The sequence below is a fragment of the Burkholderia sp. BCC0398 genome, assembly GCF_902833245.1.
GTDB classification, from domain to species: Bacteria; Pseudomonadota; Gammaproteobacteria; order Burkholderiales; family Burkholderiaceae; genus Burkholderia; species Burkholderia sola.
In genome coordinates, this window is the sequence record NZ_CADFEM010000005.1 from 60,432 (window position 1) to 86,819 (window position 26,388).

General features: G+C 63.1%; 26 protein-coding genes. 16 read left to right on the top strand and 10 right to left on the bottom strand.

Features of this window, described 5'->3' with window-relative positions; all coding sequences use genetic code 11:
• The first annotated feature begins 34 nt into the window (after positions 1–34).
• The 6 genes from HWX76_RS12105 (at position 35) to HWX76_RS12130 (ending at position 5,581) form a co-directional block, all read left to right on the top strand.
• Complete coding sequence (locus tag HWX76_RS12105) at positions 35–928, top strand: crotonase/enoyl-CoA hydratase family protein (protein WP_050016545.1); 894 nt, start codon at positions 35–37, stop codon at positions 926–928.
• On the top strand, positions 918–1,739 hold the full coding sequence (locus HWX76_RS12110; protein WP_226248659.1) for an enoyl-CoA hydratase-related protein: 822 nt from the start codon (positions 918–920) through the stop codon (positions 1,737–1,739). Before HWX76_RS12105 ends, HWX76_RS12110 begins: the two co-directional genes overlap by 11 nt.
• 69 nt (positions 1,740–1,808) lie before the next feature.
• Positions 1,809–3,011: an acyl-CoA dehydrogenase family protein gene (locus HWX76_RS12115; protein WP_012337346.1), complete on the top strand. Its 1,203-nt coding sequence runs from the start codon at positions 1,809–1,811 to the stop codon at positions 3,009–3,011.
• Between the two features lie 2 nt (positions 3,012–3,013).
• Entirely contained in the window at positions 3,014–4,156 is a 1,143-nt protein-coding gene (locus HWX76_RS12120) for an acyl-CoA dehydrogenase family protein (RefSeq protein ID WP_124631832.1), read from the top strand.
• Positions 4,157–4,172: 16 nt separating this feature from the next.
• Entirely contained in the window at positions 4,173–5,006 is an 834-nt protein-coding gene (locus HWX76_RS12125; protein WP_012337348.1) for an SDR family oxidoreductase, read from the top strand.
• Entirely contained in the window at positions 5,003–5,581 is a 579-nt protein-coding gene (locus HWX76_RS12130) for a nuclear transport factor 2 family protein (RefSeq protein WP_012337349.1), read from the top strand. The genes HWX76_RS12125 and HWX76_RS12130 overlap by 4 nt, the downstream gene beginning before the upstream one ends.
• Before the next feature lie 23 nt (positions 5,582–5,604).
• Here the strand turns inward: HWX76_RS12130 and HWX76_RS12135 are convergent, their stop codons facing one another.
• The 4 genes from HWX76_RS12135 to HWX76_RS12150 form a co-directional block, all read right to left on the bottom strand.
• The gene (locus HWX76_RS12135; RefSeq protein ID WP_124631831.1) at positions 5,605–6,381 is read right to left on the bottom strand and encodes an SDR family NAD(P)-dependent oxidoreductase; all 777 of its coding nucleotides are present in this window, start codon (positions 6,379–6,381) and stop codon (positions 5,605–5,607) included.
• Between the two features lie 5 nt (positions 6,382–6,386).
• A complete protein-coding gene (locus HWX76_RS12140; protein ID WP_012337351.1) occupies positions 6,387–6,707 on the bottom strand; it encodes a 2Fe-2S iron-sulfur cluster-binding protein in 321 nt (106 codons plus the stop codon).
• Between the two features lie 21 nt (positions 6,708–6,728).
• Complete coding sequence (locus HWX76_RS12145) at positions 6,729–7,991, bottom strand: FAD-dependent oxidoreductase (protein WP_012337352.1); 1,263 nt, start codon at positions 7,989–7,991, stop codon at positions 6,729–6,731.
• Positions 7,992–8,082: 91 nt separating this feature from the next.
• Positions 8,083–8,847 carry a TetR/AcrR family transcriptional regulator gene (locus HWX76_RS12150; RefSeq protein ID WP_012337353.1) on the bottom strand — a complete coding sequence of 255 codons (765 nt, stop codon included), beginning with the start codon at positions 8,845–8,847 and terminating at the stop codon, positions 8,083–8,085.
• A gap of 162 nt (positions 8,848–9,009) precedes the next feature.
• Here HWX76_RS12150 and HWX76_RS12155 point away from each other — a divergent pair, with 162 nt between their 5' ends.
• From HWX76_RS12155 to HWX76_RS12180, 6 genes are all read left to right on the top strand, one after another.
• The gene (locus tag HWX76_RS12155) at positions 9,010–10,254 is read left to right on the top strand and encodes a cytochrome P450 (protein WP_176015857.1); all 1,245 of its coding nucleotides are present in this window, start codon (positions 9,010–9,012) and stop codon (positions 10,252–10,254) included.
• A gap of 114 nt (positions 10,255–10,368) precedes the next feature.
• Positions 10,369–11,970: a GMC family oxidoreductase N-terminal domain-containing protein gene (locus tag HWX76_RS12160; protein WP_050016550.1), complete on the top strand. Its 1,602-nt coding sequence runs from the start codon at positions 10,369–10,371 to the stop codon at positions 11,968–11,970.
• A complete protein-coding gene (locus HWX76_RS12165; RefSeq protein WP_012337356.1) occupies positions 11,967–12,737 on the top strand; it encodes an enoyl-CoA hydratase/isomerase family protein in 771 nt (256 codons plus the stop codon). Before HWX76_RS12160 ends, HWX76_RS12165 begins: the two co-directional genes overlap by 4 nt.
• Positions 12,738–12,775: 38 nt before the next feature.
• Entirely contained in the window at positions 12,776–13,942 is a 1,167-nt protein-coding gene (locus HWX76_RS12170; RefSeq protein WP_012337357.1) for an EstA family serine hydrolase, read from the top strand.
• Between the two features lie 8 nt (positions 13,943–13,950).
• Positions 13,951–14,808 (top strand): MaoC family dehydratase N-terminal domain-containing protein, encoded by an 858-nt coding sequence (locus tag HWX76_RS12175; protein WP_012337358.1) that lies wholly within the window; start codon positions 13,951–13,953, stop codon positions 14,806–14,808.
• 64 nt (positions 14,809–14,872) lie between these two features.
• Complete coding sequence (locus HWX76_RS12180; protein ID WP_012337359.1) at positions 14,873–15,694, top strand: CoA ester lyase; 822 nt, start codon at positions 14,873–14,875, stop codon at positions 15,692–15,694.
• Between the two features lie 74 nt (positions 15,695–15,768).
• Here HWX76_RS12180 and HWX76_RS12185 read toward each other — a convergent pair whose 3' ends face one another.
• Entirely contained in the window at positions 15,769–16,674 is a 906-nt protein-coding gene (locus HWX76_RS12185; protein ID WP_012337360.1) for an SDR family NAD(P)-dependent oxidoreductase, read from the bottom strand.
• A 156-nt stretch (positions 16,675–16,830) separates the two neighbouring features.
• Here HWX76_RS12185 and HWX76_RS12190 point away from each other — a divergent pair, with 156 nt between their 5' ends.
• Both HWX76_RS12190 and HWX76_RS12195 read left to right on the top strand, forming a co-directional pair.
• A complete protein-coding gene (locus HWX76_RS12190; RefSeq protein WP_041492367.1) occupies positions 16,831–18,033 on the top strand; it encodes a cytochrome P450 in 1,203 nt (400 codons plus the stop codon).
• Between the two features lie 33 nt (positions 18,034–18,066).
• A complete protein-coding gene (locus HWX76_RS12195) occupies positions 18,067–18,237 on the top strand; it encodes a rubredoxin (protein ID WP_012337362.1) in 171 nt (56 codons plus the stop codon).
• Positions 18,238–18,286: 49 nt separating this feature from the next.
• Here HWX76_RS12195 and HWX76_RS12200 read toward each other — a convergent pair whose 3' ends face one another.
• From HWX76_RS12200 to HWX76_RS12220, 5 genes are all read right to left on the bottom strand, one after another.
• Entirely contained in the window at positions 18,287–19,483 is a 1,197-nt protein-coding gene (locus tag HWX76_RS12200) for an acetyl-CoA C-acetyltransferase (RefSeq protein WP_124631829.1), read from the bottom strand.
• A gap of 54 nt (positions 19,484–19,537) precedes the next feature.
• A complete protein-coding gene (locus HWX76_RS12205; RefSeq protein ID WP_012337364.1) occupies positions 19,538–20,809 on the bottom strand; it encodes an acetyl-CoA hydrolase/transferase C-terminal domain-containing protein in 1,272 nt (423 codons plus the stop codon).
• Between the two features lie 13 nt (positions 20,810–20,822).
• On the bottom strand, positions 20,823–22,010 hold the full coding sequence (locus tag HWX76_RS12210) for a CaiB/BaiF CoA-transferase family protein (RefSeq protein ID WP_124631828.1): 1,188 nt from the start codon (positions 22,008–22,010) through the stop codon (positions 20,823–20,825).
• The gene (locus HWX76_RS12215; RefSeq protein ID WP_012337366.1) at positions 22,007–22,993 is read right to left on the bottom strand and encodes a nitronate monooxygenase; all 987 of its coding nucleotides are present in this window, start codon (positions 22,991–22,993) and stop codon (positions 22,007–22,009) included. Before HWX76_RS12215 ends, HWX76_RS12210 begins: the two co-directional genes overlap by 4 nt.
• Positions 22,994–23,106: 113 nt before the next feature.
• Positions 23,107–23,883, bottom strand: a complete 777-nt coding sequence (locus tag HWX76_RS12220) for an enoyl-CoA hydratase (protein WP_012337367.1) — start codon at positions 23,881–23,883, stop codon at positions 23,107–23,109.
• A 217-nt stretch (positions 23,884–24,100) separates the two neighbouring features.
• Here HWX76_RS12220 and HWX76_RS12225 point away from each other — a divergent pair, with 217 nt between their 5' ends.
• Both HWX76_RS12225 and HWX76_RS12230 read left to right on the top strand, forming a co-directional pair.
• Positions 24,101–24,895, top strand: coding sequence for a crotonase/enoyl-CoA hydratase family protein (locus HWX76_RS12225; RefSeq protein WP_012337368.1), 795 nt, complete (start codon positions 24,101–24,103; stop codon positions 24,893–24,895).
• A 47-nt stretch (positions 24,896–24,942) separates the two neighbouring features.
• Positions 24,943–26,184 (top strand): CaiB/BaiF CoA-transferase family protein, encoded by a 1,242-nt coding sequence (locus tag HWX76_RS12230; RefSeq protein WP_124631827.1) that lies wholly within the window; start codon positions 24,943–24,945, stop codon positions 26,182–26,184.
• Positions 26,185–26,388: the final 204 nt, after the last annotated feature.

Below are 26,388 nucleotides of genomic sequence, written 5' to 3' on the forward strand. Positions count from 1 at the left end.
AACCGGGAATCGCGTCAATCACAGAGAATTCACCATGGCCAAATGGCTCAAGAGTACGGAGTGCGTTCAGTTCGACGTCGCCGAGCGCGTTGCGCGCATCACACTGAATCGCCCGGACAAGCGCAACGCCATCAACAATCCGCTTCTGCAGGAACTCAAGGCAGCGTTGCTCGAGGCTGACGACCTGAAATCGGTCAACGTAATCGTGCTTGCGGGCGCGGGCCGCGACTTCTGTGCGGGGTACGACCTCGTGACGACATATACGGACCGGGCAGCGGAAGCCGTCGATCCGGGCGAGTATCGCGGCACGACTCGCAGTTTCGACGATGATTGCTGGTCGATGGAGCGGCAGGCGGAGACGGTCAATCTGATGGCCGATATCCACAAGCCGATCATCGCGCAGGTTCACGGCAACTGCCTTGCAGGCGGAACGGATCTCGCGCTTGCGTGCGACATGGTGATCGCGGCAGACAACGCCAGAATCGGCTTTCCCGCCACGCGCGCCAACGGTTCTCCTCCCGCGCACATGTGGTTCTATCACGTCGGCCCGCAGTGGGCGAAGCGTCTGCTGCTTTCCGGCGATTCGCTCACTGGACGCGATGCGGCGAAGATCGGTCTAGTCATGGATGCGGTGCCCGCGGAGCAGCTCGAGGCGGAGGTGGGCGAACTGGCGCGCCGGCTGTCGTTTGTCGACGCCGATCTGCTTGCGGCCAACAAGCGCATCGTCAACCTGGGGCTCGAGTTGTCCGGTTCGCGCACGCTCCAGCGGCTCGCTGTCGAGAACGACTCCAGGGCCCATCAGAGCCAGGGGCCGCGCCGCGCGCAGTTCAAGGCGGATATGGAGGCCGTGGGTCTCAAGGAAGCCCTCAAGCGACGCGACGAGCCTTTCGGCGATGGAATGATCCGCCTGCACGCACGTGGCGACTGACGAACGGCACTCGAACGAAGATCGGAACATTATGGACGTTGAACTCACATTGAACGGCGCGATTGCGACGCTGAGCCTGAACCGCCCCGAGAAGCTCAATGCGCTGACACCGGAGATGCTGGAGCTGATTCTCGGCTATCTCGACCGCATCGAGCAGGACGCGGAGATTCGCGCCGTCATTTTCACGGGCGCGGGCCGCGCCTTTTGCGCGGGCGCCGACATCAAGGGCAGCGGCGCCGCGCCGCCGCGGATGAGTGTCGCGCATGCGCGTGCGTCGATGGCGGTCTATCAGAAGATCGCGCTAAGGCTGTACAACCTGAACAAGCCGATGGTCGCGGCGGTACGCGGAGTTGCAGTCGGGATCGCATGGAGCTTCGCGCTTTGTGCGGACCAGCTGATCGTCTCCGATTCGGCGCAGTTCATTCCCGCATTCCTGATGCGCGCGACGCTACCCGAGGGCGGCATGGTGCATCTGCTGGCTCGCCATTGCGGCGAATTCCGCGCCAAGGAGATCATGTACCTGAATCGCAGGCTGACTGGCAAGGAGGCGTTCGACATGGGCCTCGCCAGTCACTTCGTCGACGACGGGGATCTCGAAACGGCAGCGGTGAAGCTGGCCGGTGAACTGGCTGCCGGCCCGACCTTTTCGATCGGTCTGACGAAGCAGTTGTTCCGGTTGAATACCGGCAGCATGGAAGAGTTTCTGGCTCAGGAACTGAACGCGGTGGCACTTGCAGTGAATTCGGAAGATGCGGCGGAGGGCCGGCTGGCGGCGAAGGAGAAACGCGCGCCTGCTTTCAAGGGCCGCTAGACGGAGGCAGCGCGCCGCGAGGTGCCGGCGGGGCGGTATATGCGTTCGCAAGAGTTTCAGGAGCAAGTCATGCATTTTGATTACAGTAAGGAAGACGAAGAATTTCGTCGAGAAGTGGGGCAGTTCTTCACGGAGCACGCTCCAGCCGATATTTCACGCAGGTGGCGCGTCGGGGTGCATCCGCCCGCGCGCGACGACATTCGCCGGTGGCAGCGAATTCTGTACGAACGTGGATGGGGTGCACCGCATTGGCCGGTCGAGCATGGCGGCACCGGCTGGAGCGCGCTGCGCAAGCACATATTCATGGAAGAGCTGTACAACGCCGATGCCATGGACTACGGCTGGCAATCCACGCAGATGGTGGCGCCCGTCATCATCGCGTTTGGGTCGGACTGGCAGAGGGAACGCTTTCTCGCCCCCATTCTGCGTGGCGACGAATTCTGGTGTCAGGGCTTTTCGGAACCGAACGCTGGTTCGGACCTGGCCGGTCTCAAGACGACAGCGGTGCTCGATGGCGACGAATACGTCGTCAACGGCCAGAAGATCTGGACCAGCGACGCGACGATCGCCGATTGGGGGTTTTTCCTCGTCAAGACCGATACGACCGTCAAGCCGCAACGCGGCATCTCGTTTCTGCTCGTCAAGATGGACACGCCGGGCATCACGGTGCGGCCGATCGTCTCGATCGAGGGCGGCAAGGGGCTGAACGAGGTATTTCTGGAGAACGTGCGCGTTCCGAAGGCGCACCTCGTGGGCGAAGCCGGCATGGGGTGGACCTATGCGAAGTATCTGCTCGACAAGGAGCGCACGGCAAGCGCCTTTCTGTATTTCAACAAACGGGAGTTGCAACGCGCGAAGGACATTGCCGCGCAGGAGATGGTCGACGGCGTACGGCTGATCGATACGCCCGCGTTTGCGCGCAAGGCCGCGGATATCGAAGCGGATCTCATGGCGCTTGAGTGGTCCGTGCTGCGGATCCTCGCCGAAGAGAAGAGCGAGCGGAACCTCGATGCCGTCGTGTCGGCGCTCAAGATCAGCGGTTCGGAAATGCAGCAGCGTGTGACGCAGCTCCAGATGGATGCGCTCGGCCCCCGCGTGATGCGCTTCGACGACCACGCCGACGAGCATGGCGACCTGGCGATCGATGAAAGCTGGCCAGATTACGTGGGTGGCCGCACGTCGGGCTATCTCATCGCTCGCGCGTCCACCATTTATGGCGGCGCGCGAGAGGTGCAGAAGAACATCATTGCCAAACTGGCATTTGGACTGTAGCCATGGACTTCAACTTCTCCGAAGAACAACTGATGCTGAAGGATGGCGCGGAGCGCTATGTCCAACAGGAGTATGGATTCGAGGCGCGCGCACACATCGCGGCGCAGCAAGAGGGCTTCAGTCGCGACCATTGGCGCGCGTACGCCGAGCTGGGCTGGCTCGGACTGACCCTGCCGGAGGACGTCGGCGGCCTCGGGTGCTCGTTTGTCGAAATGGCGATCCTGATGGAGGCCCTCGGCCGCGGCATGGTGCTCGAGCCGGTCGTGCAAACGGCGCTGCTTTGCGCCACGCTCGTCGAGCGGGGCGATGCAAAGACGCCGCGCGAGACGCTGCTTCCCGCTGTCATCGAAGGCAAGCTGCTGCTTTCGCTTGCGGATAGCGAAGCGGGTAGTCGATACACAGTCGGTTGCCATGCACGAACCCATGCTCGCAAAACGGCCGCGGGTTACCTGATCAGCGGCGCGAAGACGTTGGTGATCGCCGGTGAATCCGCGGATCAACTACTCGTGACCGCACGAATGGAAGGCGCGTCGCAAGGCGCAGGCGTCTTTCTTGTCGACCGCCGCGCCGCGGGCGTCACATGCCGATCGTATCGCCTGCTCGACGGCTCGCGTGCCGCGGATATCGACCTGCACAACGTCGAGGTCGGCGCCGATGCGTTGATCGCCGGATCAGACCGCGCACTGGACGTGCTCACGCACGCAACGGATCTTGCCATTCTCGCAAGCGTGGCCGAGAGCCTCGGCATGATGGAAGCAGTGATGGCAATCACCGCGGAGTACATCAAGGAACGCTCGCAGTTCGGACAGCCCATCGGCAAGTTTCAGGCGCTGCAGCACCGCATGGCCGAGATGTTCGTCGCCACGCAGGAGGCGCGCTCGATGTTGTACTGCGGAATCGCCCATCTCGACCGGCCCGCAGCCGAACGTAGCCGCGCCATCTCGGCGGCCAAGGCGGTTGCCGCGCGCGCCAATCGCTTCGTTTGCGCGCAGGGCATCCAGTTGCACGGAGGAATGGGGCTCACCGAGGAATATCCGGTTGGCCATTACTTCCGCAAGATGACGATGATGGAGAAGATGTTCGGCGATATCGATTTTCATCTCGACCGTGTTGCGGCAAGCAACGGGAAGCCGGTAGAGGCGTGATCCGGGAGGGCAGGCCGTGCAACGCGTGAAGGGAAAGATCGCCATCGTAACGGGCGCCGCATCCGGTATCGGCGCTGCCTGCGCGGCGAGGCTCGCGCACGAAGGCGCATCGGTGGTCGTGGCGGACCTGAATCTGGAAGGCGCGCAAGAGCAGGTTCGCCATATTGCGGATTCGGGTGGCCACGCGGTGGCGGCGCGTGTCGATATCGGCGACGAATGCTCGATCGAAGCGTTGTTCGACCTCACGCTCAAGACGTGGGGCGGGCTCGATATCCTGCACAACAACGCTGCGGCCACGTCGCTGTCCAGTACGGCCGATGCGGCGATCGAGGCAATCGATGTCGCCGTCTGGGACGACACGATGCGCATCAATCTTCGCGGCACCATGCTGGCTTCACGGCGCGCGCTGCCGCTCATGCGCTCACGCGGCGGCGGCTCGATCATCAATACGTCTTCGGGCGCCGCTCAGGCGGGCGCGCTCGGGTACAGCGCGTATGGCGTCTGCAAGGCCGGGATTGAAAATCTGACGCGCTATATCGCCGCGCAGTACGGCAAGGAGGGCATACGCTGCAACGCGATCGCTCCGGGCCTGATCGTCACGCCGGTGACGCGCGCGTACTACGCCGGCGAGCTGGGCGAAATGATGTTGAGCCACCATCTCACGCCCCGCCTCGGGGTGCCCGAGGACATTGCGCATGCCGTCGTGTATCTCGCGTCGGATGAAGCGGCGTTCGTGACCGGGCAAGTGTTCAACGTCGACGGCGGACTGCTTTCACACCAGCCGTACCATGCCGACGAAATTCGCGCGCGTGCTGCCGCCGCGGCTAACGCGGCGAAGGGGATGTCATGACGACGGATTCCAGTCTTCTTGCGCGTATCGAACGTATCGAGGCCCAGCTCGCCATTCAGCAACTGCCGATTCGATACGCGCTTGCGGTTGATTCGCGTGATCTGGACAGCCTTGTGCAATTGTTCGACGAAGACGTCGATTGCGGCCGATGGGGCATGGGTCGCGCGGCGTTGAAGACGTTCTACGATTCCGAGCATATTCTGCGAAGCTTTTATCGCAGCATTCACCAGATCTGCGGCCATGCCGTCGACTTCATCGATGCGGACCACGCGGCGGGAAGCGTCTATTGCCGCGCGGAGCACGAGGACAACGGCTCATGGGTGGTGATGGCGATCTGCTATTTCGACCACTACGTGCGGCGCGACGGGCAATGGTACTTCGAGCGCCGCGAGGAACAGCACTGGTATTCGACGGACTGGCTCACACGCCCCGGCGCGCCGCGCTTCCAGAACTGGCCAGGCAAATATGAAGGCGACCGGTACCAGCCGCGCCTTCCGCAAGGCTTTCCGACGTGGGCGGAGTTCTGGGGCACGAGCGGACAGCAAACCATAGACGCGCTGACGAAGGCGCCGTAGGCGCCTTGTCCGAGCGAGCTGTGTTACAGCGCGGTTTCCCCGCGCAAGAGCACATCGGCGCCGCCGTCGACGAACGGAACCTGGCCCACCATATAGCCGTTGGCCGGGCCAGCGAGAAATGCAAGGAGCGGAACAATCTGCTCGGCGCTTGCATAGTCACGCACGGTGGTGGGGACGCCGGCGGCGAGCGCCTCGCGGCCCTCGGCGCTGGCCAGCAGCGGCGCGACCATCGGGGTCTTCACGACGCCAGGCGCGATCCCGTTCAGCAATACGCCCTGGTCCGCCCAGCCGGACAGCACTGCCGTGCGTCGAATCCATTGCGTCAGCGCGCGTTTGGACGATGCATAGCATAGCGCGCCGATTTTCGCGGCCTGTTGTCGAGCGGCCAATTCGTCGCCATCGAGGCACATCTCGACGAGGCGTGTGTCGACGGGATGGATCGACGCCAGCGAGGAGATCACCACCGCGCGCGGCTGCGTTGCTCGATGCAGGAGCGGCAACAGTCGCGGCAGCAGATCGGCGACGCCGAAATAGTTGACCGATACGAGCGTATCGCCGGCCACCGGCGGAGATACACCCGCGCATGCGACCACCGCGTCCACCGCCGGCGTGATCTGCTCCACTCGCGCGACGAGCGTTGCGCGCTGCGACGGGTCGGCCAGATCGGCGCAAATATCCGCGTTGCTCAAATCCACGCCGATCACCCGTTCGCCGAGTGCCGTCAAATGCCGTGAGAGCGCGGCGCCCATGCCGGAAGCGGCGCCGGTGATTAGGGTCGTGCGGGGTATATTCGTGCTCATGACGCTCAAGCTGTCGCGCCGGGCAGACGCAACACCAGGCCGTCCAGTTCCGGCGTCACGAAGATCTGGCACGTCAGACGACTGTTTTCACGCACGTCCATTGCGCAGGTGAGCATATCGACTTCGTAGGGCTCGGCCGGCGGCATGTGACCAGTCCAGGCTGCGTCGACGTAGGCGTGACAGGTCGCGCAACTGCAACTTCCGCCACAATCGCCAAGAATGCCTGGAATCTGGTTGTTCACGGCCGTTTGCATGACGGAGTCGCCAACGTTGGCGCTTACGCTGGCTTCGCTGCCGTCCGGCTGGATGAATCGAATGAGCGGCATGGCTTCTGGACCTCTGAAAAATTAGTTGGACTGGGGAAGCAGACTCTTCAACGGGATCGAATCGTCTGCGAGATCGGCAGCGCTGACCGGAATTTTCTCGGCAACGAATCGCTTGGCAAGCATGAATTCGGGCGCGCGGTTCACGGTATCGGCCGCCAGCATGACGCCGTCCTTAAGATAAAACGCCGAAAACGAACGCGTTTCCGGACTGCCGCGCAGTACGAACGCGTCGTAACCGTGCGACAGGCCGACCATCTTCAGTTTCAGATCGTATTGATCGGACCAGAACCATGGCACGCTGTCATAGATGCGCTCCTTGCCGCACAACGACGCTGCCGCGGTGCGGGCCTGTTCAAGCGCGTTCGGCACGGACTCGAGACGCAGGCGCCGGCCAAGTGTCGGGTTCGGGTGGTTGGTGCAGTCTCCGACCGCGAAAATATCCGGATCGGAGGTGCGAGTATGTTCGTCGACCAAGATGCCGTTATCGACCATGAGACCTGCTGCCTGCGCGAGCTCGGTGGCCGGCTCCAGCCCAACGCCGACGATGACAAGATCCGCTGCTACGCGCGTACCGTCCGCGCAGCACACGGCGGCGACGGCGTCGCCGGACGCGTCGAGTTCGAATCCGCTCACGATCGCATCCGTGCGGATGTCGACTCCCGCCTCGCGGTGCACGTTCTCGTAGAAGGTGGAAAGCTCGGGCGCGGTCACCCGTGCGAGCACCCGCGGCAGTGCCTCCAGCACGGTGACGTGCAGGCCGCGCTTCACGGCCACGGCAGCCACTTCGAGGCCGACATATCCGCCGCCAATGATCACGAGCCGCGCGCCAGCATGAAACTGGTTCCGAATGTGCACGACATGATCGAGTGTGCGAAGGTAGTGAAAGTTCGGCAACTTCTCGATGGCTTCGATGCCCGGCAACGCGAGACGCCGCGCGCGGCCACCGGTGGCCAGAACGAGTTTCGCGTAGCTGATTTCGCTGCCGTTGGAGAGGGCGACCCGTTTCGCATCACGGTCGATGCGCTCCACACGCGTATTCGGGATGAACTCGACGCGTGCCTTGTCGTAAGTCGAAAGTGGTTTCAGATAGAGCTGCTCGGCGGTCGACTCGCCCGACAGGAACGCCTTGGAGAGGGGGGGGCGCTGGTACGGCAAATGCGATTCTTCGCCCACCATCACGATGCGCCCCGTCCAGCCCTGCTCGCGGATCGCGGTCGCGCATTCTCCCGCAGCGTGACCCGCCCCGACAATCAGCGCGGTGTTTTCAGCGTCTACAGCTGTCATAAGGCGAACTCCGTCTCGCATGGCCGCATTCGCCGCGGCCTCAGTTATTGTGAATGATGTTCTAAAGTGTGAACGATGGTTGGCGCGACTGTCAATGCTCGTCAACCCCGCGCTGCCGGCCTCTGTCCAAGGCCCCGGGTTGGTCTGCCGCCGAGTTGGCCATCGCCTCGATGCCGCCAACCGCGAAGCGGATCAAGTAGGTGCGCATGCGTTCGACATGTTGTGCCGAGAGTGCGCGCGTTCCGGATCGGGCCTCCTTTGCATACAGCTCGTTGAGTACCAGGTGAAACACGGACTCGACGAAATGCTGCACGAGTTCGACGGTCTCCGGTGTGGCGCGAGGGAGCGCCTTCGCGAAGGCGCCGCGGTAACGTGCGGCCGCTGGCGCGTATTGGTCGTAGAACGGCGCCGTGAGATCCGGGCGCTCCAGCAGGCAACCGCTTTGGGTCAGCAGGCGCAGGTAATTTCGCCACCCGGGGTCGCCGCTTTTCAGATGCGCGAAGGCGGGCGCCGAAAGCGCGGTCACGATTGCTTCCACATCCGGCCGCTTGCCTTGCGTTGAAGCGAGCGCCGCCTCCAGCGATTCGATCACTTGCTGGCTGATCATGGCCGCGCGGCGGCCGATTGCCTGCTGGAACAGGGCGTCCTTGCTGCCGAAGTGGTAGCGCGCGAGGCTCAGCTCCATGCCGCAGGTCTGCATGATGTCGCGAATCGACGTACCGAAGTAACCATGCGTCGCAAACAGTCTTTCAGCCGTATCGAGAATGCGCTCGGGCGTTGTGTTGCGAGCCGAAGCGCGGGGCGCCTTGTGATCGGTCGCCGGGGCCGCGGCGGCCTGGTTATTCCTCGATGACATGGTTTCCCTTTCGTTGCGGGTGCAAGCCCGTCAGGGCCGGGGTTCCTTCCACAGAATGATAAAACGTTCTTGCACAATCGTGCAAAAGCGAACATAGTTCAACTATAGGTACTTTCGGCAATGCCGGTACCTGCAATCGAACGACTAATGGAGACAGGAACCATGGCTGGCGCGCTGCGACTCGAAGACTTCGATGATTCGACATTCAACCCCTTTTTCGAGGATTCGCTCGCTTACGGATCCGACATCAACCCGTATCCGCGCATTGCCGAGCTGCGTGAAAAAGGCACGGTCCAGGAAGGGGACTATCGCGTGTTGATGGGCGGTGCGGCGGACCTGACGATGTCCGACGTCGCGCATTACTGCGTATTCGGGTACGACGAGGTATCGCACGTGTTGGGCGATCCCGCCACGTTCTCGAACAAGTCGTACGAGCGTAATCTCGGCATCAGCTTCGGACGCAGCATCTCGACGATGGACGCGCCCGAGCACCCGCGCTACCGCCGCATTTTTCAGAAAGCGTTTCTGCCGCACACCGTGGCGGCGTGGGGCGATACGCTCGTCGCTCCCGTGGTGAGCGAACTGATGTCCAAGTTCGTGGATCGGGGGCACGCGGATCTCGTCAATGAGTTCACGCTTCACTATCCGTTCAATATCATTTACCGCCAGTTGGCCTTGCCGCCGGAAGACGTGAAGATTTTCCACAAGCTGGCGATCGCCCAGACGCTGGTGTCGATCGACGTCGCGCATGGCATGGAAGCGTCGACCAAGCTCGGCGCTTATTTCGCTCAACTGATCGATGATCGTCGGCGCACCCCCGGAGATGATCTCGTCAGCATGCTGGCGACCGCCGAAGTCGAAGGGGAGCGGCTGCCCGACGAAGTCGTGATTTCCTTCCTGCGCCAACTCGTCAATGCCGGTGGCGACACGACCTATCGCGCGACCAGCGTGCTGCTGCTCGCATTGCTGCGCAACCCCGAGCAGCTAGAAGCGGTGCGTAACGATCGCACGCTGGTCGCGCAGGCGATCGAAGAGGCGTTGCGCTGGGACGGCCCCGTGTTGATGCAGTCCCGCATGGCAACGCGCGACGTCACGCTCGGTGGCGTCGAGATTCCCGCGGGCGCATTTCTCGACGTGGTGGCAGGCAGCGCCAATCGCGATCCCAGCCGCTTCCCCGATCCGGACAAGTTCGATATCTATCGCAAACCGGCACACCGGCATTTTGCGTTCGCGTATGGACCTCACGTGTGCATTGGTCAGCACCTCGCACGCGTGGAAATGACGCGCGCGCTCAACGCGATTCTCGATCGCTTGCCCAATCTTCGCCTCGACCCGGGCGCGCCGGCTCCAGAGATCAACGGCATCATGATGCGTGTTCCGCATTCGATTCCCGTCGTCTTCGGCTAACCAGACCCAAGCCGGCCTCGAACGCAGCACACGAGGCCGACCGACAAGACAAGTGCCGCCGGGCAGCTCCCGCGTCGAGTTGCACCGCGCGCACGGACGGTGGAGAACGCATTGATGACGGAGTTCGACTTTATCGTGGTTGGCGCCGGCGCAGCAGGCTGCGTGCTCGCCAATCGTCTTTCGCAAAGCGGACGACACACGGTGCTGCTGATCGAAGCAGGGCCGGAGGACCGTAGTCCGTTGATCCGAATGCCCAAGGGATTCGGAAAGCTGCTGGGCGATCCTGCCCATGCCTGGTTCATTCCCGTTCAGCCCGACGACGGGAACGGGCACCGAAATGAAATCTGGCTCCGTGGCAAGATGCTCGGCGGCTCGAGCAGCATCAACGGCATGGTTTACATGCGCGGACATCCCGAGGACTACGACGGATGGACCAAGCTCGGCGTCGAGGGATGGGGCTGGCAGAATCTGGCGCCGTGTTTCCGGCAGCTCGAAGATCACGCGCTCGGTGCGGATGAATTGCGAGGGGCGGGCGGGCCGTTGAAAGTGTCGCCATACGCGCAGCGCAATCGTATCGGCGACGCCGTCCTTGAAGCGTGCCGGTCGCTCGGCATTCGGCGGGTAGAGGATATCAATCGTCTCGATCACGAGGGGATGGCATATCTGATCTACACGATACGCAACGGGCAGCGGCAGAGTTCGGCGGAGGCCTTTCTGAAACCGGCTCGCTCGCGCAGGAACCTCACCGTCGTTACCGCCACCCAGGCCGTACGAATCGTGTTCGACGGGTCGCGCGCGGTTGGCGTGCAGTGTGAAAGCGCGGGACAGCAGATCGTTTACCGCGCGGGTCGCGAAGTCGTCCTGTCGACGGGCGCGATCGAATCGCCGCGGCTTTTGCAGTTGTCGGGCATCGGGGATCCCGATCATCTGCGCTCGCTTGGCATTCCGGTCGTGGCCGCGAATCCGGGTGTCGGGCTCAATATGCGCGAGCACTATCTGTATATGGTGCAGGCGCGTCTGCGGCATTGGCGCGATTCGCAGAACCGGCAGTTCAGCGGCCTGCGCCTGTGGCGCAACGCGATGCAGTATTTCCTGTTCCGCAGCGGGGTGATGTCGCTCGGCTCGTACCAGGTAGGGGGCTTCGTCAAGACGGCGCCCGACGCGAAGCGCCCGGACGTGCAACTGATGATGGCGCCGTTCTCGATGGATTTCGGCGCCGCAAGCTACGCTTTCGAGACGTTCCCGGGCATGCAGCTCTTCAGCTATCCGCTGCGTCCTCGCAGCGAGGGGCACGTAAAGATTCAGTCGCCGGACCCTCGCTTGCCGCCCGAAGTCGTTGCGAACTACCTGGCCGATGCGTACGACCAGCGGATGTCCGTCAACGCATTCCGGCTCATGCGCAACGTGCTGGCCGCCGACCCGCTGGCGAGCCTGCTGGAAGGAGAGACGCGTCCCGGTCTCGCCGTTCAGACCGACGGGGAGATTATCGACCTCTTCCGGCGCGAAGGGCAGTCCGGCTACCACGCTTGCGGCACCTGCAAGATGGGCTCCGATCCGCTTGCGGTGCTTGATTCGCGGCTGCGCGTGCGGGGCGTGGAAGGCCTGCGTGTGATGGATCTCTCCGTGACGCCCACGATGATTTCCGGCAATACCAACGGCCCCATGATGGCGATGGCGTGGCGCGCCGCCGGCCTGATCCTGGAGGATGCGCGATGAGCCGCCTCGAGGACTACGGCAGGCGCTTTGCGAACATCGATTTCGAGCGACGCGATGGCGTTCTGCAAGTGCGCCTGCACACGGATGATGGCCCGCTCAAGTGGGGGGCGCTCGACGGCAGCATTCACAGTCAGCTGGGCGAAGCGTTTTATCAGATCGCACGCGACCTGGAAAATCGCGCAGTGATCCTGACGGGCACCGGCGATACATTCTGCGATTCCATGAACGCCGCCGAGCTGCCGTCGGAACCGCTTGCGAAAATCTGGTCGCGCCTGCAGCGCGAGGGACAAGACCTGCTCATGCGGTTGCTGGACGTACCGGTTCCGGTCATCGGCGCGATCAACGGCCCGGCCCTCATTCACGCCGAGCTGCTGGTGCTGTCCGACATCGTGCTTGCGTCCAGCCACGCTGAAATTTCCGATCAGGCGCACTTCGTTCACGGTGTCGCGCCGGCGGATGGCGTACAGATCGTATGGCCGATGTTGATCGGCCATAACCGCGCACGCCATTTTCTGCTCACGGGCGAACGCATGACGGCGCAACGCGCGTGGGAACTCGGCGTGGTCGGCGAAATCGTCGCGCACGAAGCGCTGCTCGATCGCGCCTGGGAAATCGCTCGCGGCCTCGCGGCCAAGCCGATCGACACCTTGCGTCATACCCGCGCGGTCTTTGTTCAGCCTTTCAAGCGTCGCATGGTCGACGAACTGGGCTATGGGCTCGCGCTCGAGGGGCTGGCCGGTATTGCCGCACAGTCCGGCAACACCTAGTTCCCCGAAGCGACACACTCATGAATGGGAGACACGACATGACCCTCGCAGTGCAAGCATTATCCGAGCGCAATACGCTTGTTCAACAAGCGCTCGACCGCGCCACGCGTGAAGGCGGCGAGATCGGCGTGCAGGTGGCGGCCTATCTGAATGGCAAGCTCGTCATCGACGCATGGAGCGGCGTGGCCGATCCGTCCACGGGACGCCTCGTTGACGGCGACACGCTCTTCAACGTCTATTCGGTGACGAAGGCCGTTGCCGCCACGGCGCTGCACATTCTAGTGGATCGCGGGCTCATCGAATACGATGCGCCGGTGACGCGCTATTGGCCCGAGTACGGCGCACACGGGAAGGACAAAACGACGGTACGTGACGTTCTGACTCACCGCGCGTGCATTCCGCAGATGCCGGAAGGCGTGACGCCGGAACTGATGTGCGACTGGCAATGGATGACGCGCGCCATCGCGAACCTGGAGCCCCTCGCCGAGCCTGGCACGAAGACGCTCTACCTGTCGATGACGTTCGGCTGGATCGTTGGCGAGCTGGTGAGTCGCGCGGATCCGGAGAAACGCTCGCTGGGCCGCTTCGTCCAGGAGGAAATCGCGAAGCCGCTCGGTATCGCTGACTTGTGGATCGGCATTCCCGATGAAGTCGAATCACGCATCGCACGACTGACCGATGCAATGGTGCCCGTACCTGCGGAATACCTGCCGCCCCTGTTCCTGCGCTCGATGCCGAAACAGGTCGCATTGACCCCGCAGGTGTTCGAGCGTCCTGACGTGCAGCGTGCGGAAGTGGCCGGCGTCGGCGGGATCTTCAATGCGCGCAGTGAAGCGCGCTTCTGGGCAATGCTTGCGTGCGGCGGCGAGCTGGACGGTGTGAGGATACTCTCCAGGGAGCTCGTGGCCACGCTCAATACGCCGCGTGCGAACAGCGACGAGCCCGACCCCGTGATGTTCGGCTTCCCGATACCGATCACGATCGGCGGCTTCTGGTTCGGCGGCAACCATCCACCGGTGACAACGGTTCGTTCGCCGCGCGCGTTGTGCCATCCAGGACAGGGAAATTCGATCGGCTGGGCAGACCCGGATACGGGGCTCGCGGTGGCGATTTGCCATAACAAGCTGTTCAACCCGACCACACCGGAAGAAGACCCGCTGCTGCCGATTGCGATTGCAATTCGCGAAGCGCTGGACCTGGAGTGAGCGCCATCATGGTCATCGATATCGCGCATTTGCAGCAATGGACCGGACGCACGGAGCAAGTGCACGACCAGGTCACCGTTGTGCCGATGAATGCGCTCGGCGCCTTGCTCGATCGCGATGACCCACCCGCTGCGCCCGGCGACGACCTGCCGCCGTTGTGGCACTGGCTTTATTTCCTGCCCGTGCCTCGTCAGTCGATGATCGGGCTGGACGGCCATCCGAAGCGTGGAGGCTTTCTCCCGCCGGTCGACTTACCCCGCCGCATGTGGGCGGGTAGCCAACTCGAGTTTCTACGGCCGCTGAAGGCAGGCAGCGCGATCACGCGGCTTTCGCGCATCGAGCGCGTCGAGCATAAGCAGGGACGCACCGGCGATCTCGTGTTCGTCAACGTCAAGCACGAGGTCAGCGATGCGGCCGGCGTCGCGGTCGTCGAACGCCAGGATATCGTGTATCGCGATCATCCCGCCTCAGGCGAAAAGCCGGCGGCGTCACAGGCAGCGCCTGCAAATGCCCAATGGGCGCGCGAGGTCATCCCTGATCCGGTGCTGCTGTTCCGATATTCCGCGCTTACTCTGAACGGTCATCGCATTCACTACGATCGGCCGTACGCGATCGGAGAAGAGGGGTATGACGGGCTCGTCGTGCACGGGCCGCTGCTCGCCACGCTCCTGATGGATTCACTGAGCGCCGAAATTCCGAGTGCACGGGTCGGATCATTCTCGTTCCGCGCGATCAAGCCCGTGCTGGACACATCACCCTTTTATGTCTGCGGGAAGCGGGACGAATCGGAGCCGGGCAAGGTGAGCCTGTGGATTGCAGGCAGCGACGGATCGTTGCGCATGCAAGCAGCGGCCATGCTCGTGTGATGGGTCGAATCCGGTCCGCCAAGGCGTCTGATCGCGGGTGGACCGGCCTTTGAACTGGAGATTTATGCGTTCGTTTCTTTTTGTGCCGGGAAACAGGCCCGAGCGATTCGCCAAGGCGGTCGCGGCGGGGGCCGATGCGGTGATCGTGGACCTCGAAGACGCCGTGGCGGACGCGGAGAAAGCAACCGCGCGCGCTCATGTCGCCGATGCGGCGCGAACGTTCCTGGCGTCACCGGTTCGTGTGCTGTTGCGCATCAATGGCGCCGGAACACCGTGGTTCGATGATGACCTCTCCCTTGCGGCGTCGGAAGGTATCGATGGCGTCGTGTTGCCCAAGGCGGAGAATACGGCTGCGTTGGCAGCCGTTGCGGCCGCGACGGCGAAACCCGCATGGCCGATCATCGAATCCGCGGCCGGCGTCTGGAACGCGCGGGAGGTGGCGCGTATGCCCGGTGTCGAGCGCCTCATTTTCGGCTCCGTGGATTTCGAGCTCGATCTGGACTGCGACGGGTCATGGGACGCGTTGCTGCACGCGCGTTCGTGCATCGTACTGGCCTCGCGCGTGGCGGGAATTCAATCCCCGGTGGATGGCGTGACGGTTGCGATCGACGACGAACAGCAGCTTGCAATGGACTCTTCGAAGGCACGGTCGCTGGGTTTTGGCGGCAAGCTGTGCATTCATCCGCGCCAGGTTGCCGCGGTCAACGCGGCATTCAGCCCGAGCGCCGATGAAGTTGCCAAGGCTCGACGCATTGTAGACGCATACGAACGTGCAGCAGGCGGGGCAGTGTCCGTGGACGGGCGGATGGTGGACTTGCCGGTCCTGCTCAAGGCAAGACGTATTGTCGGTTTGACCGAAGGCACGCACGGCTCGGCCGAGGGATAAGCGGTGCGACGAGCGGCCGCCGCACCGCCTGCGCCACCGCTGAACACGGCGACGCGGGCAGGGTCCGACTGAGCTTACACCGGGTCCCACGGGGTGAGCGCCATGGAAGGCACGTTCGGAAAGAAGCTCGATTCGAACGCCGGCATGACCTGCTCCGCGATCGCTTCGGGTGTCCAGCCGCCGTCGCGATGCAGCGAGCGGATCATGCGGATCTGGTTGAAGAAGTAGATCTCGTTGGCGCGCACGCCGAAAATCTGGCCCGACACCTTGGCGGCCTGATCGGACGCGAGATAGACCGCGAGCGGCGCAATCTTGCGCGATTCCATGCGCTTGAGGATCTCGACACGCGCTTTCTGTTCGGGCGTTTCCGACGGGATCGACGCCGTCATCGCGGTCCAGGCCCACGGCGCGATGCAGTTGGAGCGTACATTGAATTTCGCCATGTCGAGCGCGATCGACTTCGACAAGCCGACGACACCCATCTTGGCGGCCGAGTAGTTGGCCTGCCCGAGATTGCCGATCAGCCCCGACGTGGAAGTCATATGCACGAAGCTGCCGCCGCTCTGCGCCTTGAAATGCGGCGCTGCCGCACGTGCGACAAAGAACGACCCATTCAGATGGACGTCGACCACGGCCTTCCACTCGTCGAGGCTCATATTGAAGAACATGCGGTCCCGCACGATGCCGGCGTTGTTCACCACGCAGTCGATGCGGCCGAAGGTGTCCAGCGCGGCCTGGACGATCTTCTGCGCCGAATCCCACTCGGCGACGCTGTCCGTCGAGGCAACGGCTTGCCCACCGGCCTCCTTGATTTCCCCGACGACGCGCTTCGCGGCGAATTCGCCGGTTTCGGCATTGCGCCCGAGGTCGTTGACGACGACCTTGGCGCCGTTCGCCGCGAATTGCAGCGCGAAATCGCGACCGATGCCGGCACCCGCACCCGTTACCACTACCACCTTGTCCTTGACGAAATCGCTCACTTTTGTCTCCGTTCGATACAGGCGTTGATGTATGAGAAGCTCACCTCGGTATAATAGCAAAACTGAACGATGTTGCATAATATGAACGTCAGCTCGGTGACGCCGAGCGTGACGATTCATTCCCTCGAAGTCGTCGATATGGAAGGAGACACAAAGATGAATCGTGCGAAAGACTGGACCGTGCCGGACCATGTCCCGCGAGAACTCGTGGTCGATTTTGACTATATGGCCCCCCCCGGCGCACAGGACGATGTTCATCTGGCATGGAAGTCGCTGCACGCCGGGCCCGACATCGTCTGGTCGCCGTACTATGGTGGCCACTGGATCGCCACGCGCGGCGAGGACATCGAGGCGATGCAAAAGGACCATACCCGCTTCTCGCATCGCAACGTCAACATCCCTCCGAACAACGAAATGCAAATCGTGCCGCTCGAGCTCGATCCGCCCGAGCATACCGCGTACCGCAACCTGATCACCCCGGCCTTCCTGCCGCAAGCTATCGCGTCACTGGAGAATGACGTGCGTAGCCTGGCCGTCGAACTGCTCGACAAGATTGCTCCACGAGGCGAATGCGAGTTTGTCGCGGAGTTCGCGAAGATTCTTCCGATCGTTATTTTTCTGCGTCTGGCCGAACTTCCGGTGAGCGACCGCGAGCAGTTGCTGGAGTGGGCGGAATGGGCCGTGCGCGGCGATTTCGAGCGACGCAACGACTCTCAGCGCGCGCTCGTCGGCTATATCTCCACGTGGGTGGAAAAGCGAAAGGCGGATGCGGGTGGCGATCTCGTCAGTCTCATCGCCAACGCGCAGATCGAAGGCAAGCTGATCAGCCAGGAACGCATGTTCGGCATGTTCATCGTCGTGCTGTTCGGTGGACTGGATACCGTTGCTTCGATGATGGGCTTCATCGCGCGGTTCCTCGCCGAAAATCCGGCACACCGGCGGCAACTTATCGAAAATCCCGAACTGATGGTTTCGTCGGTCGACGAATTGATCCGTCGCTTTGGCGTGGCGAACACGGCGCGGCTCATCACGCAGGACATGGAATACAAGGGCATCCGGTTCAGGAAGGGCGACCAGATCCAGTTGCCGAACGCCTTGCACGGCCTCGATGACCGCAAGTTCAGCAACCCGCTTGCCGTCGATCTCACGCGCAAGCCGGTGATCCATGCGGCTTTTGGAAACGGGCCGCATCGTTGCCCGGGTTCGTTTCTCGCGCGCACGGAGATCAAGGTGTTCCTGCAGGAATGGCTCAAACGCATTCCGGATTTTCACATTCGCGAGGGCGACAAGCCACGCTGCGGCTCGGGCTCGGTCAATGGCATGCTCTATCTGCCGCTCGCCTGGGACGTCGCGCCTTGAACCAACCCCATCTCAACGATTCATGGAGCAATCATGAAAAAGTGGCAATGTATGTTTTGCGGTTTTTATTACGACGAGGCAGCGGGGCTTCCTGCGGAGGGCATTGCGCCCGGCACTCGCTGGGAAGACATACCGGATGACTGGGCGTGTCCCGAGTGCGGCGCGACGAAGGCCGACTTCGTGATGGTCGAGGTGGAGGTCTGAGGATGCCGGCACGCGCACGGCGTCATGCCGTGCGCCGCGGCACATGGAATCAGGCGCGCTCGAATACGGCGGCAATACCTTGGCCGCCGCCGATGCACATGGTCTCGAGTGCATAACGCCCCTTTCGACGCGTCAGTTCGTGCAGGAGCGTCGTCATGATGCGCACGCCCGTGGCGCCGATGGGGTGGCCGAGCGAGATGCCGGAGCCGTTCACGTTCAGCCGGTCGGTGTCGTGCCAGTTCCAGCCTTTGAGAACGGCCAGCACCTGGCATGCGAACGCTTCGTTTACTTCGACGAGATCCATCTGGTCGAGCGACAGGCCGGTGCGTGCCATGAGCTTCTGGACCGCAGGCACGGGTCCGATGCCCATGCGCGATGGCTCGCAGCCGGCGGCAGCCCAGCCGGTGAACCACGCCATGGGTTCGAGCCCTAGCGCTTCGAGGCGATCTTCCGAGACGACGAGGCACGCAGCCGCGGCGTCGTTCTGCTGGCTGGAGTTGCCCGCGGTGACGGTGCCGCCCGGCATCAACGCGCGAAGCTTGCCGAGGCTTTCCATGCTGGCGTCGGCGCGGAATCCGTCATCTCTGGAGAAGAGGAGGGGCTCGCCTTTCTTCTGCGGAACGGTGACGGACACGACCTCGTCGGCCATACGGCCCGACTCCCATGCTGCCGCCGCGCGCCGATGGCTGTGCAGTGCGAATTCGTCTGCGGCTTCGCGGCTGATGCCGTAGTCGGTGGCGAGATTTTCCGCCGTTTCGATCATGCCCGAGATGTAGCCGAAACGCGATTCGGGCTGCGAGCGCTCGCGGCCGCGTGCCAGGCGGTCGTGAAACTGCACGGAGCCCGAACGGGCACCCCAGCGCATGTCCGTACTGTAGTACTCGATATTGCTCATGCTTTCCACGCCGCCCGCCAGAACCACGTCGGCGGCGCCCGTCTGGACCATCATTGCGGCGGTGGCCAGTGCCTGCAGGCCGCCGCCACAGCGCCGGTCGAGTTGCATGCCCGGCACTTCCACGGGAAGGCCTGCCTGCAACGCGATCCAGCGGCCCACGCAGGGCGTTTCGCTGTTCGCATACGATTGTGCGAAAACGACGTCGTCGATGCGGGCGGGATCGAGTCCCGCTCGCCGGATGGTTTCGTTCGCAACGAGTGCTCCGAGTGCTTCGACGGATACGCCGCGCAGGCTTCCGCCAAAGGCGCCGACGGGCGTTCGTACAGGGGAGACAATGGCTGCGCGTTTCATGGAAATTTCCTTGCGTGGTTTCGAGGTGCTGATTCAGGTGGCGAGCATCGCAGTTCAGGCGCGACTGGATGACGGCACGCCCGCCATCTGATCGAGCGCGCCGCGATGGTCCGGATGCGCGATCGCCAGCATGCGCTCGCGCCGTTGGCGCAACGTCAGTCCGCGCAGGTCGGCTACGCCATATTCCGTCACGACGATGCCGGCGTCGCTGCGTGGTGTGCTGACCGGGCCATTCAACGACGCGACGATTCGGCTGCCGCCCTTGCCGGCTATCGAGGGCAGTGCGATGACGGGAACGCCGCCACGGGAGCGCCGCGCGCCGCGAAGGAAATCCAGTGCGCCGCCCACCGCGCCGACGTAGATGCCTCCTGCAATTTCGGCATTGATCTGACCGCTCAGATCGACTTCGACCGCCGAGTTGATGGCGACGAAGCGATCGATGCCTGCGAGTACGTCCGGGTCGTGCGTGTAGCGGGTCGAACGAAACTCGATGGCATCGTTGCGGTGCGCGAACGCGTGAATGCGACGACCGCCCATGATCACGCCCGCAACGGTCTTGCCCGTGTCGATGGTCTTGTGCGCGTTGGTGATCACGCCGCATTGCATGAGATCGGCGACTTTGTCCCCGATCGTGCCGGAATGAATGCCGAGGTTTCGACGATCGGTGAGGCGACCAAGGATGGCTTCAGGGAGCGCGCCGAGGCCGAGCTGAATCGTCGCGCCGTCTTCGATCAGCGCTGCCGTGTGCTGTGCAATGGCCAGTTCCGCCGCGCTCGCCGCGCCATGAGAGGTTTCGGGTAACGCGCGCGATGTCGGCAGGATGAAGTCGATCTCGTCGTCACGAAGGTATCGCTCGCCATATGTCCACGGCGCCTGCTCGTTCACCTCCGCCACGACGATCCGGGCGTGCTCGAGTGCCGGAATCAAATACTCGTGCGCGATGGACAGGCTGTAGCGGCCCTGTGAATCGGGCGGCGCCAATTGCAGCAACAGGACGTCGATCGGAAACCGGCCCGATTCCATCATCTGCGGAAACTGCGAGTAGTGGCACGGAAGAATATCGAGCGCGCCAGCCTTGGCCAACGCGCGGTTCGCGCCGGTGCCGCAGTACGAAACGAACTCGATGCGGTCGGCGTGCTCGGGACGGCACGTATCGAAACTGCTCGCGCCTAGAAACACTCGAAATGCACCGATGCCGTGCCGTTGCTCGAGGAGTTTTTGTGTGAGCGGAAGGGGCTCTGCGTTCGCCTGGCCCCAGGTGACGGTATCACCGGGTCGAACGATGGATGCGAAGTCGACCGAGTTCGACTCGAGCAGGACGGGCATGGTGTGGTTCGCGTCAGTGGATAGGTTGCGCAACGGCCGGGGTCGCGCCGCACGGCCCACGCACGGCACCGGACGAGACGAGTTCCGCGATCCGGTCGTCGCTGTAGCCGAGATCGCGCAGCACGCGTTCGGTGTGTTCGCCGACGTGTGGAACGGCGAGCGATGGCGAGGCAGGCTCCATGCGGAAATGAATCGGGTTCGCAAGGTGATTGCATCCCGATGGATCGCGTTGAATCATTGCGCGCTCGCGCGTATGCGGGTGGTTGATCGCTTCCGCGAGCGAGAGTACCGGTGCGACGCTGATGTTGCGTCCTTCGAACCAGTTCAGCCAGTCATCGCGCGTGCGGGTCCGGAAGGTTTGCTCGAGGAATTCCCGCACGCGCGTCTGGCCTTCACCGGCCGGGCCGATCGCATCGCTAATCAGATCCGGGCGGCCCAGTGGTGTGAGCAGGTTGGTCGCGAAGGTGTACTCCCGTCCGCCGAGGCAGAGCCACTTCGAATCGGCGGTCTCATAGGCATTGAGCAGCGCGATGCCGCTGTTGCCTTCAATTGCGTCTGCCGATCGATCGTACGGCGCGTTGAGCAGGCGTCCGCTCAGGTGTGGCTGCGCCGTCAGCGCCGCGTCGAACAGCGAGATGTCGACGTAGTCGCCGCGTCCCGTTTCTCGCGCGCGAAGGAGGGCCATCAACACAGCGGACAATGCCGTCAACGAACCGGCCAGCGCGGCGAGCGATGTGCCTGTCGTGATTGGCGCCCCACGGCTGTCGCGGGGCAGCGTTCCCGCGAACGATTGAATCACCGGATCGTGCGCGGGCAGTCGAGAGAGGGGGCCGTGCTGCCCAAATGCAGTCAGCGCGCAATAGACGAGTCGCGGGTTCGTGCGACTCACCGTTTCGTAGTCGATGCCGAGGCGCGCGGCGACGCCTGGTCGCGACGATTCGATGACCACATCTGCCTGATTCATCAGCTTGAGCGCTACGTCGCGTCCGTCCGGGTGCTTCAAGTCCACCGCGATGCTGTGTTTGCCGCGGTTTAGCGCGGCGAAGAACGCGTCGCCCGACCCCGGCACGCCGCGCGTGGGATCGCCGGTGACCGGTTCGATCTTGATCACTTGCGCGCCGTGATCCGCAAGATGGGCGGCGAGCAACGGACCCGGCATGAACTGCGACAGATCCAGCACGCGGAGGCCGGCGAGTTTCATGAGAGAGCGGCGCCGAAGCCGAGCTGGCGTTGCGAGATCGCGCTCGCTTCCTTCACGATGCGGTCGATCAATTCCGCACAGGTCGGCATGTCGTGGATGAGTCCTGTCACGATCCCGGCAGGGAACGCGCCACCCTCGACTTCTCCCGTGGCGAACGCGTCCATCCAGCGATTGGCGCCGGTCAATGCGTAAAGGTCCGAGTGCGCGACGTGCCCGCTGCGCTCCAGTTCCAGCGCGCTCAGGCTCACGCTGTTCTTGATCACGCGGCTCGAATCGCCGATCGAGCGACCGACCAGCACCGTATCGCGCTCGGTTGCGTCCAGCATACGTTGCTTGATCGCCGGGTGTACCCGGGACTCTTGCGTGAGCATGAAGCGTGTACCCATGTTGATGCCATCCGCCCCGAGCGCCAGCGCCGCCATCAAGCCGCGCCCGTCGGCAAAGCCGCCGGAGGCGAGAATCGGCACCTTGAGCTTGTCGGCCGCGGCGGGAATGAGGATCAGTCCCGGGATATCGTCTTCGCCGGGATGCCCCGCGCACTCGAAACCGTCGATACTGACGGCGTCCGCGCCGAGCGATTCGGCCTTCACGGCGTGCCGGACCGCGACGCACTTGTGAATGACCTTGATGCCGTGCGCCTTGAATTCGGCAATGTATTTCGCTGGATTGCTGCCGGCTGTTTCCACGACCTGAACACCCTGCGACACGATCGTGCGCACGTACCCGTCGTAATCGAGACCGGCGTTGGCGCCGAGAACGGTCAGGTTGACGCCGAAGGGTTTGTCCGTGAGCGAGCGCACCTTGTCGATCTCGCGCGCGAGCGCATCGGCGCTTGCATGGGTGTGCGCGGAAATGAATCCGAGTCCGCCCGCGTTGCCCACTGCCGCCGCCAGTTCGGCCCGCGCCACCCAGCGCATGCCGCCTTGAACGATGGGGTATCGAATCCCGAGCAATTCGATAATGCGATTGACGTAGGGTTTCATCGCGTGTCTGTCCTGTAGTCGGAGTAGGGAATGTGGGTACCAGGCGGTGCGCTATACGTGCGCGGTCTGGTGTGCTCGGCGCGCCATGGCGAAAGTGGCCTTTTGCCGGCGCGTCAACAATCGCGAAACTGCGGCTTGCGTTTTTCGGCGAAGGCCGCCATGCCTTCCTTGCGGTCTTCCGTGGCAAAGGTCGAATACGCCATGCGCCGCTCGAACAGGATGCCTTCGGCGAGGCTCGATTCGTATGCGCGATTGACGCATTCCTTTGCCATCGCGACGACCGGTTGCGAGTAGCGGGCGATTTCGTCGGCTGTTTTCAGCGCTTCGTCGACGAGTGTATCGACGGGAACGATGCGGCTTACGAGCCCGCATCGTTCGGCTTCGGCGGCGTCCATCTTGCGGCCGGTGAGGATCATTTCCATCGCCTTCGATTTGCCGAGCGCCCGCGTGAGGCGTTGTGTGCCGCCGGCGCCGGGAATGGTCGCGAGCGTGATCTCCGGCAGGGCGAAGCGGGCGTTGTCGGCGGCGAGGATGAAGTCGCACATCATGGCCAGTTCACAACCACCGCCGAGCGCAAGACCCGCGACAGCGGCAACGACCGGCTTGCGGCAACGCGACGTGCGCTCCCAGTTCGATGTGATGAACTGATTCTGGTAGACGTCCATGTACGTCCATTCGCTCATCATCTTGATGTCGGCCCCGGCGGCGAACGCCTTGTCGCTGCCGGTCAGCACGATCGCGCCGATGGCGGGATCGGCCTCGAAGCCGTCCAGTGCGGCCGTGAGCTCGTCCGTCAGTTGGTTGTTCAGCGCGTTATAGGCTTGCGGACGGTTCAGTTTGATCAAGCCGGTCTTGCCGTGAATTTCGACGATGATCGTCTCGTAGGCCATGGTCTTTCCTCGCAGAAATCAGGGTGAACACTTGAACCAGCATTGGGATCCGATCGCCTGACGCCGGGGCTGCGGCGCGCCGCCTTCGCGGCATGGGGTTGTGCTCCGCGTTGCCAATTTTGTGAACGACGTTTATTATTCTGAATGTGTGGCATGGCTTTGTCAATTGAGCCGATGGTCAGATCGGCTAACGGAAAACCCCGCAAGGAGATAGTGCATGACGACTCGTCACGAGGATGGACAGATTCGCGTCGAACAGCGCGGCAACCTGCTGTTGATAGGGATCGACCGGCCTGAAAAGCGCAACGGCTTCACGCCGAAGATGTTCGTGGAACTGGCCAGGGCTTACACGCGACTCGAGACGAGTAGCGATCTGTTCTGCGGGCTCGTCTACGCCGAGGGCGATCACTTTACGGCGGGGCTCGACATGCCAAAAATCGCACCGCTGCGCCGCGAGGGCAAACCCTTGCTTCCGGAGGGCGAGGTCGATCCATTCAACTTGCGCGCGCCGTTACGGACCAAACCCGTCGTCATCGCGCTCAAGGGAATCTGCTTCACGGTCGCGGTCGAACTGATGCTTGCATCGGAAGTGGCCGTGGCTGCCGATAATTGCCGTTTCTCCCAGCTTGAAGTGAAGCGGGGAATCATGGCAGGTTGTGGTGCGACATTCCGCATGGTCCAGCGTGCCGGCTGGGGCAACGCGATGAAGGTGCTGCTCACCGGCGACGAGTTCACCGCAGAGGAAGCACGGAATATGAATTTCGTGCAGGACGTTGTGCCGGCAGGCGAGGAATTCGCACGCGCGCTCGCCATCGCGGAGCGAATCGCGGCGCAGGCGCCGCTCGCCGTGCAAGCCACGATGCAGAATGCGAGAGTCTCTCTGGGGCAAGGGTGGCAGGATGCCTACGCGACGATTCAGTCGACCCAGCAATTTCTCTACAACACGGAAGACGCACGGGAAGGCGTTCAGTCCTTCATCGAAAAACGTGCGGCGAAGTTCGTCGGACGCTGATGCGGGTTTTGCGGTGCGGCCGGCAAGAATCAAGGGGACAGTCTGATATGACAAAAGGCGCGTTGGCAGGGGTTCGCGTACTCGACCTGAGCCGCATTCTCGCGGGGCCTTGGGGCGCACAGATGCTGGCTGATCTCGGTGCGGAGGTCATCAAGGTCGAGCGTCCGGGCAAGGGGGACGATTCGCGGCAGTTCGGCCCTCCGTTTCTCATGGATCGGGAGGGCAAGGTCACGCGCGAGTCGACGTTCTTCATCAGCGCCAACCGCGGCAAGAAATCGATCACGTGCGATATATCGACGCCGGACGGCCAGGCGCTGATACGCTCGCTGGTCGCGCACTGCGACGTGCTGCTCGAGAACTACAAGGTCGGCGACCTCGGGCGTTATGGGCTCGATTACGAGAGCCTCAAGCGCGTCAATCCGCGCCTGATCTATTGCTCGATAACGGGCTTCGGACAAACCGGCCCGTACAGCCCGCGCCCCGGATACGACTCGATTTTCCAGGCGATGGGCGGCCTGATGAGCGTTACCGGCAACAGCGACGACGTGCCGGGCGGCGGGCCGATGAAAACCGGCCCGAGCCTTGCCGATATCCTCTGTGGTCAATATGCGGCTTCCGCGATCATTGCGGCGCTCTACCATCGCGACGCGGCTCGAGGCGGCAGTGGCGAGGGGCAGTACATCGACCTCGCATTGCTCGACGCGATGATCGCCGCGACATCGCATTACGCGAGCCAGTACCTCGTTTCGGGCCAGATTCCGATCCGGCGCGGTACGGAGGGGAACGGCGGCATGCCGTCCCGCATGTTCCGCTGTGCCGATCGCGACATCATGATCGTCGCCGGAAACAACGAGCAATACGCGCGGATGTGCAACGTGCTCGGTCATCCCGAACTCGCCGGCGACCCGCGATTCAGCGAGATCGCGCTGCGCGTGAAGCATCGTCGTGCGCTTGGCGAGGTGTTCGAGCCGCTGATCGCCGAATGGCGGAGCGATGAACTGCTGGCGGCCCTCGATGCGGCGGGCGTGCCCGCTGGGCCGATCAACAACCTGGAGCAGGTGTTCGCCGATCCGCATGTCCAGGCGCGCGAGATGTGCGTCGAAGTCGCACATCCGCTGACCGATGAGGCGGTCCGCATGGTCGCCAATCCGGTCAAGATGTCGGGCACGCCGATCGCTGCTTACGACGCGCCGCCGATGCTCGGACAGCATACGGACGTGGTGCTTCGCGATCTGCTGGGCATGTCGCCGTCCGACATCGAGACCTTGCGCACGAAGAAAGTTCTGTAGTGGTGGCGAAGCGCAACCGTTCGGGTTGCGCTTGCACGCGGATTGGCCTGCGATCCCCGCTGGAGTTGCAAAAAAAAACCTTGGCTCGGTGTCCCGAAGCCAAGGCCACAACTCCACACGCTCTCGCGAAGTGTGCAGGAGGAGAAATACCGGATCACGCTCGTTCTTCCTGATGCGCGTGGTGCGAGCCCGCTCTCCGCGGCA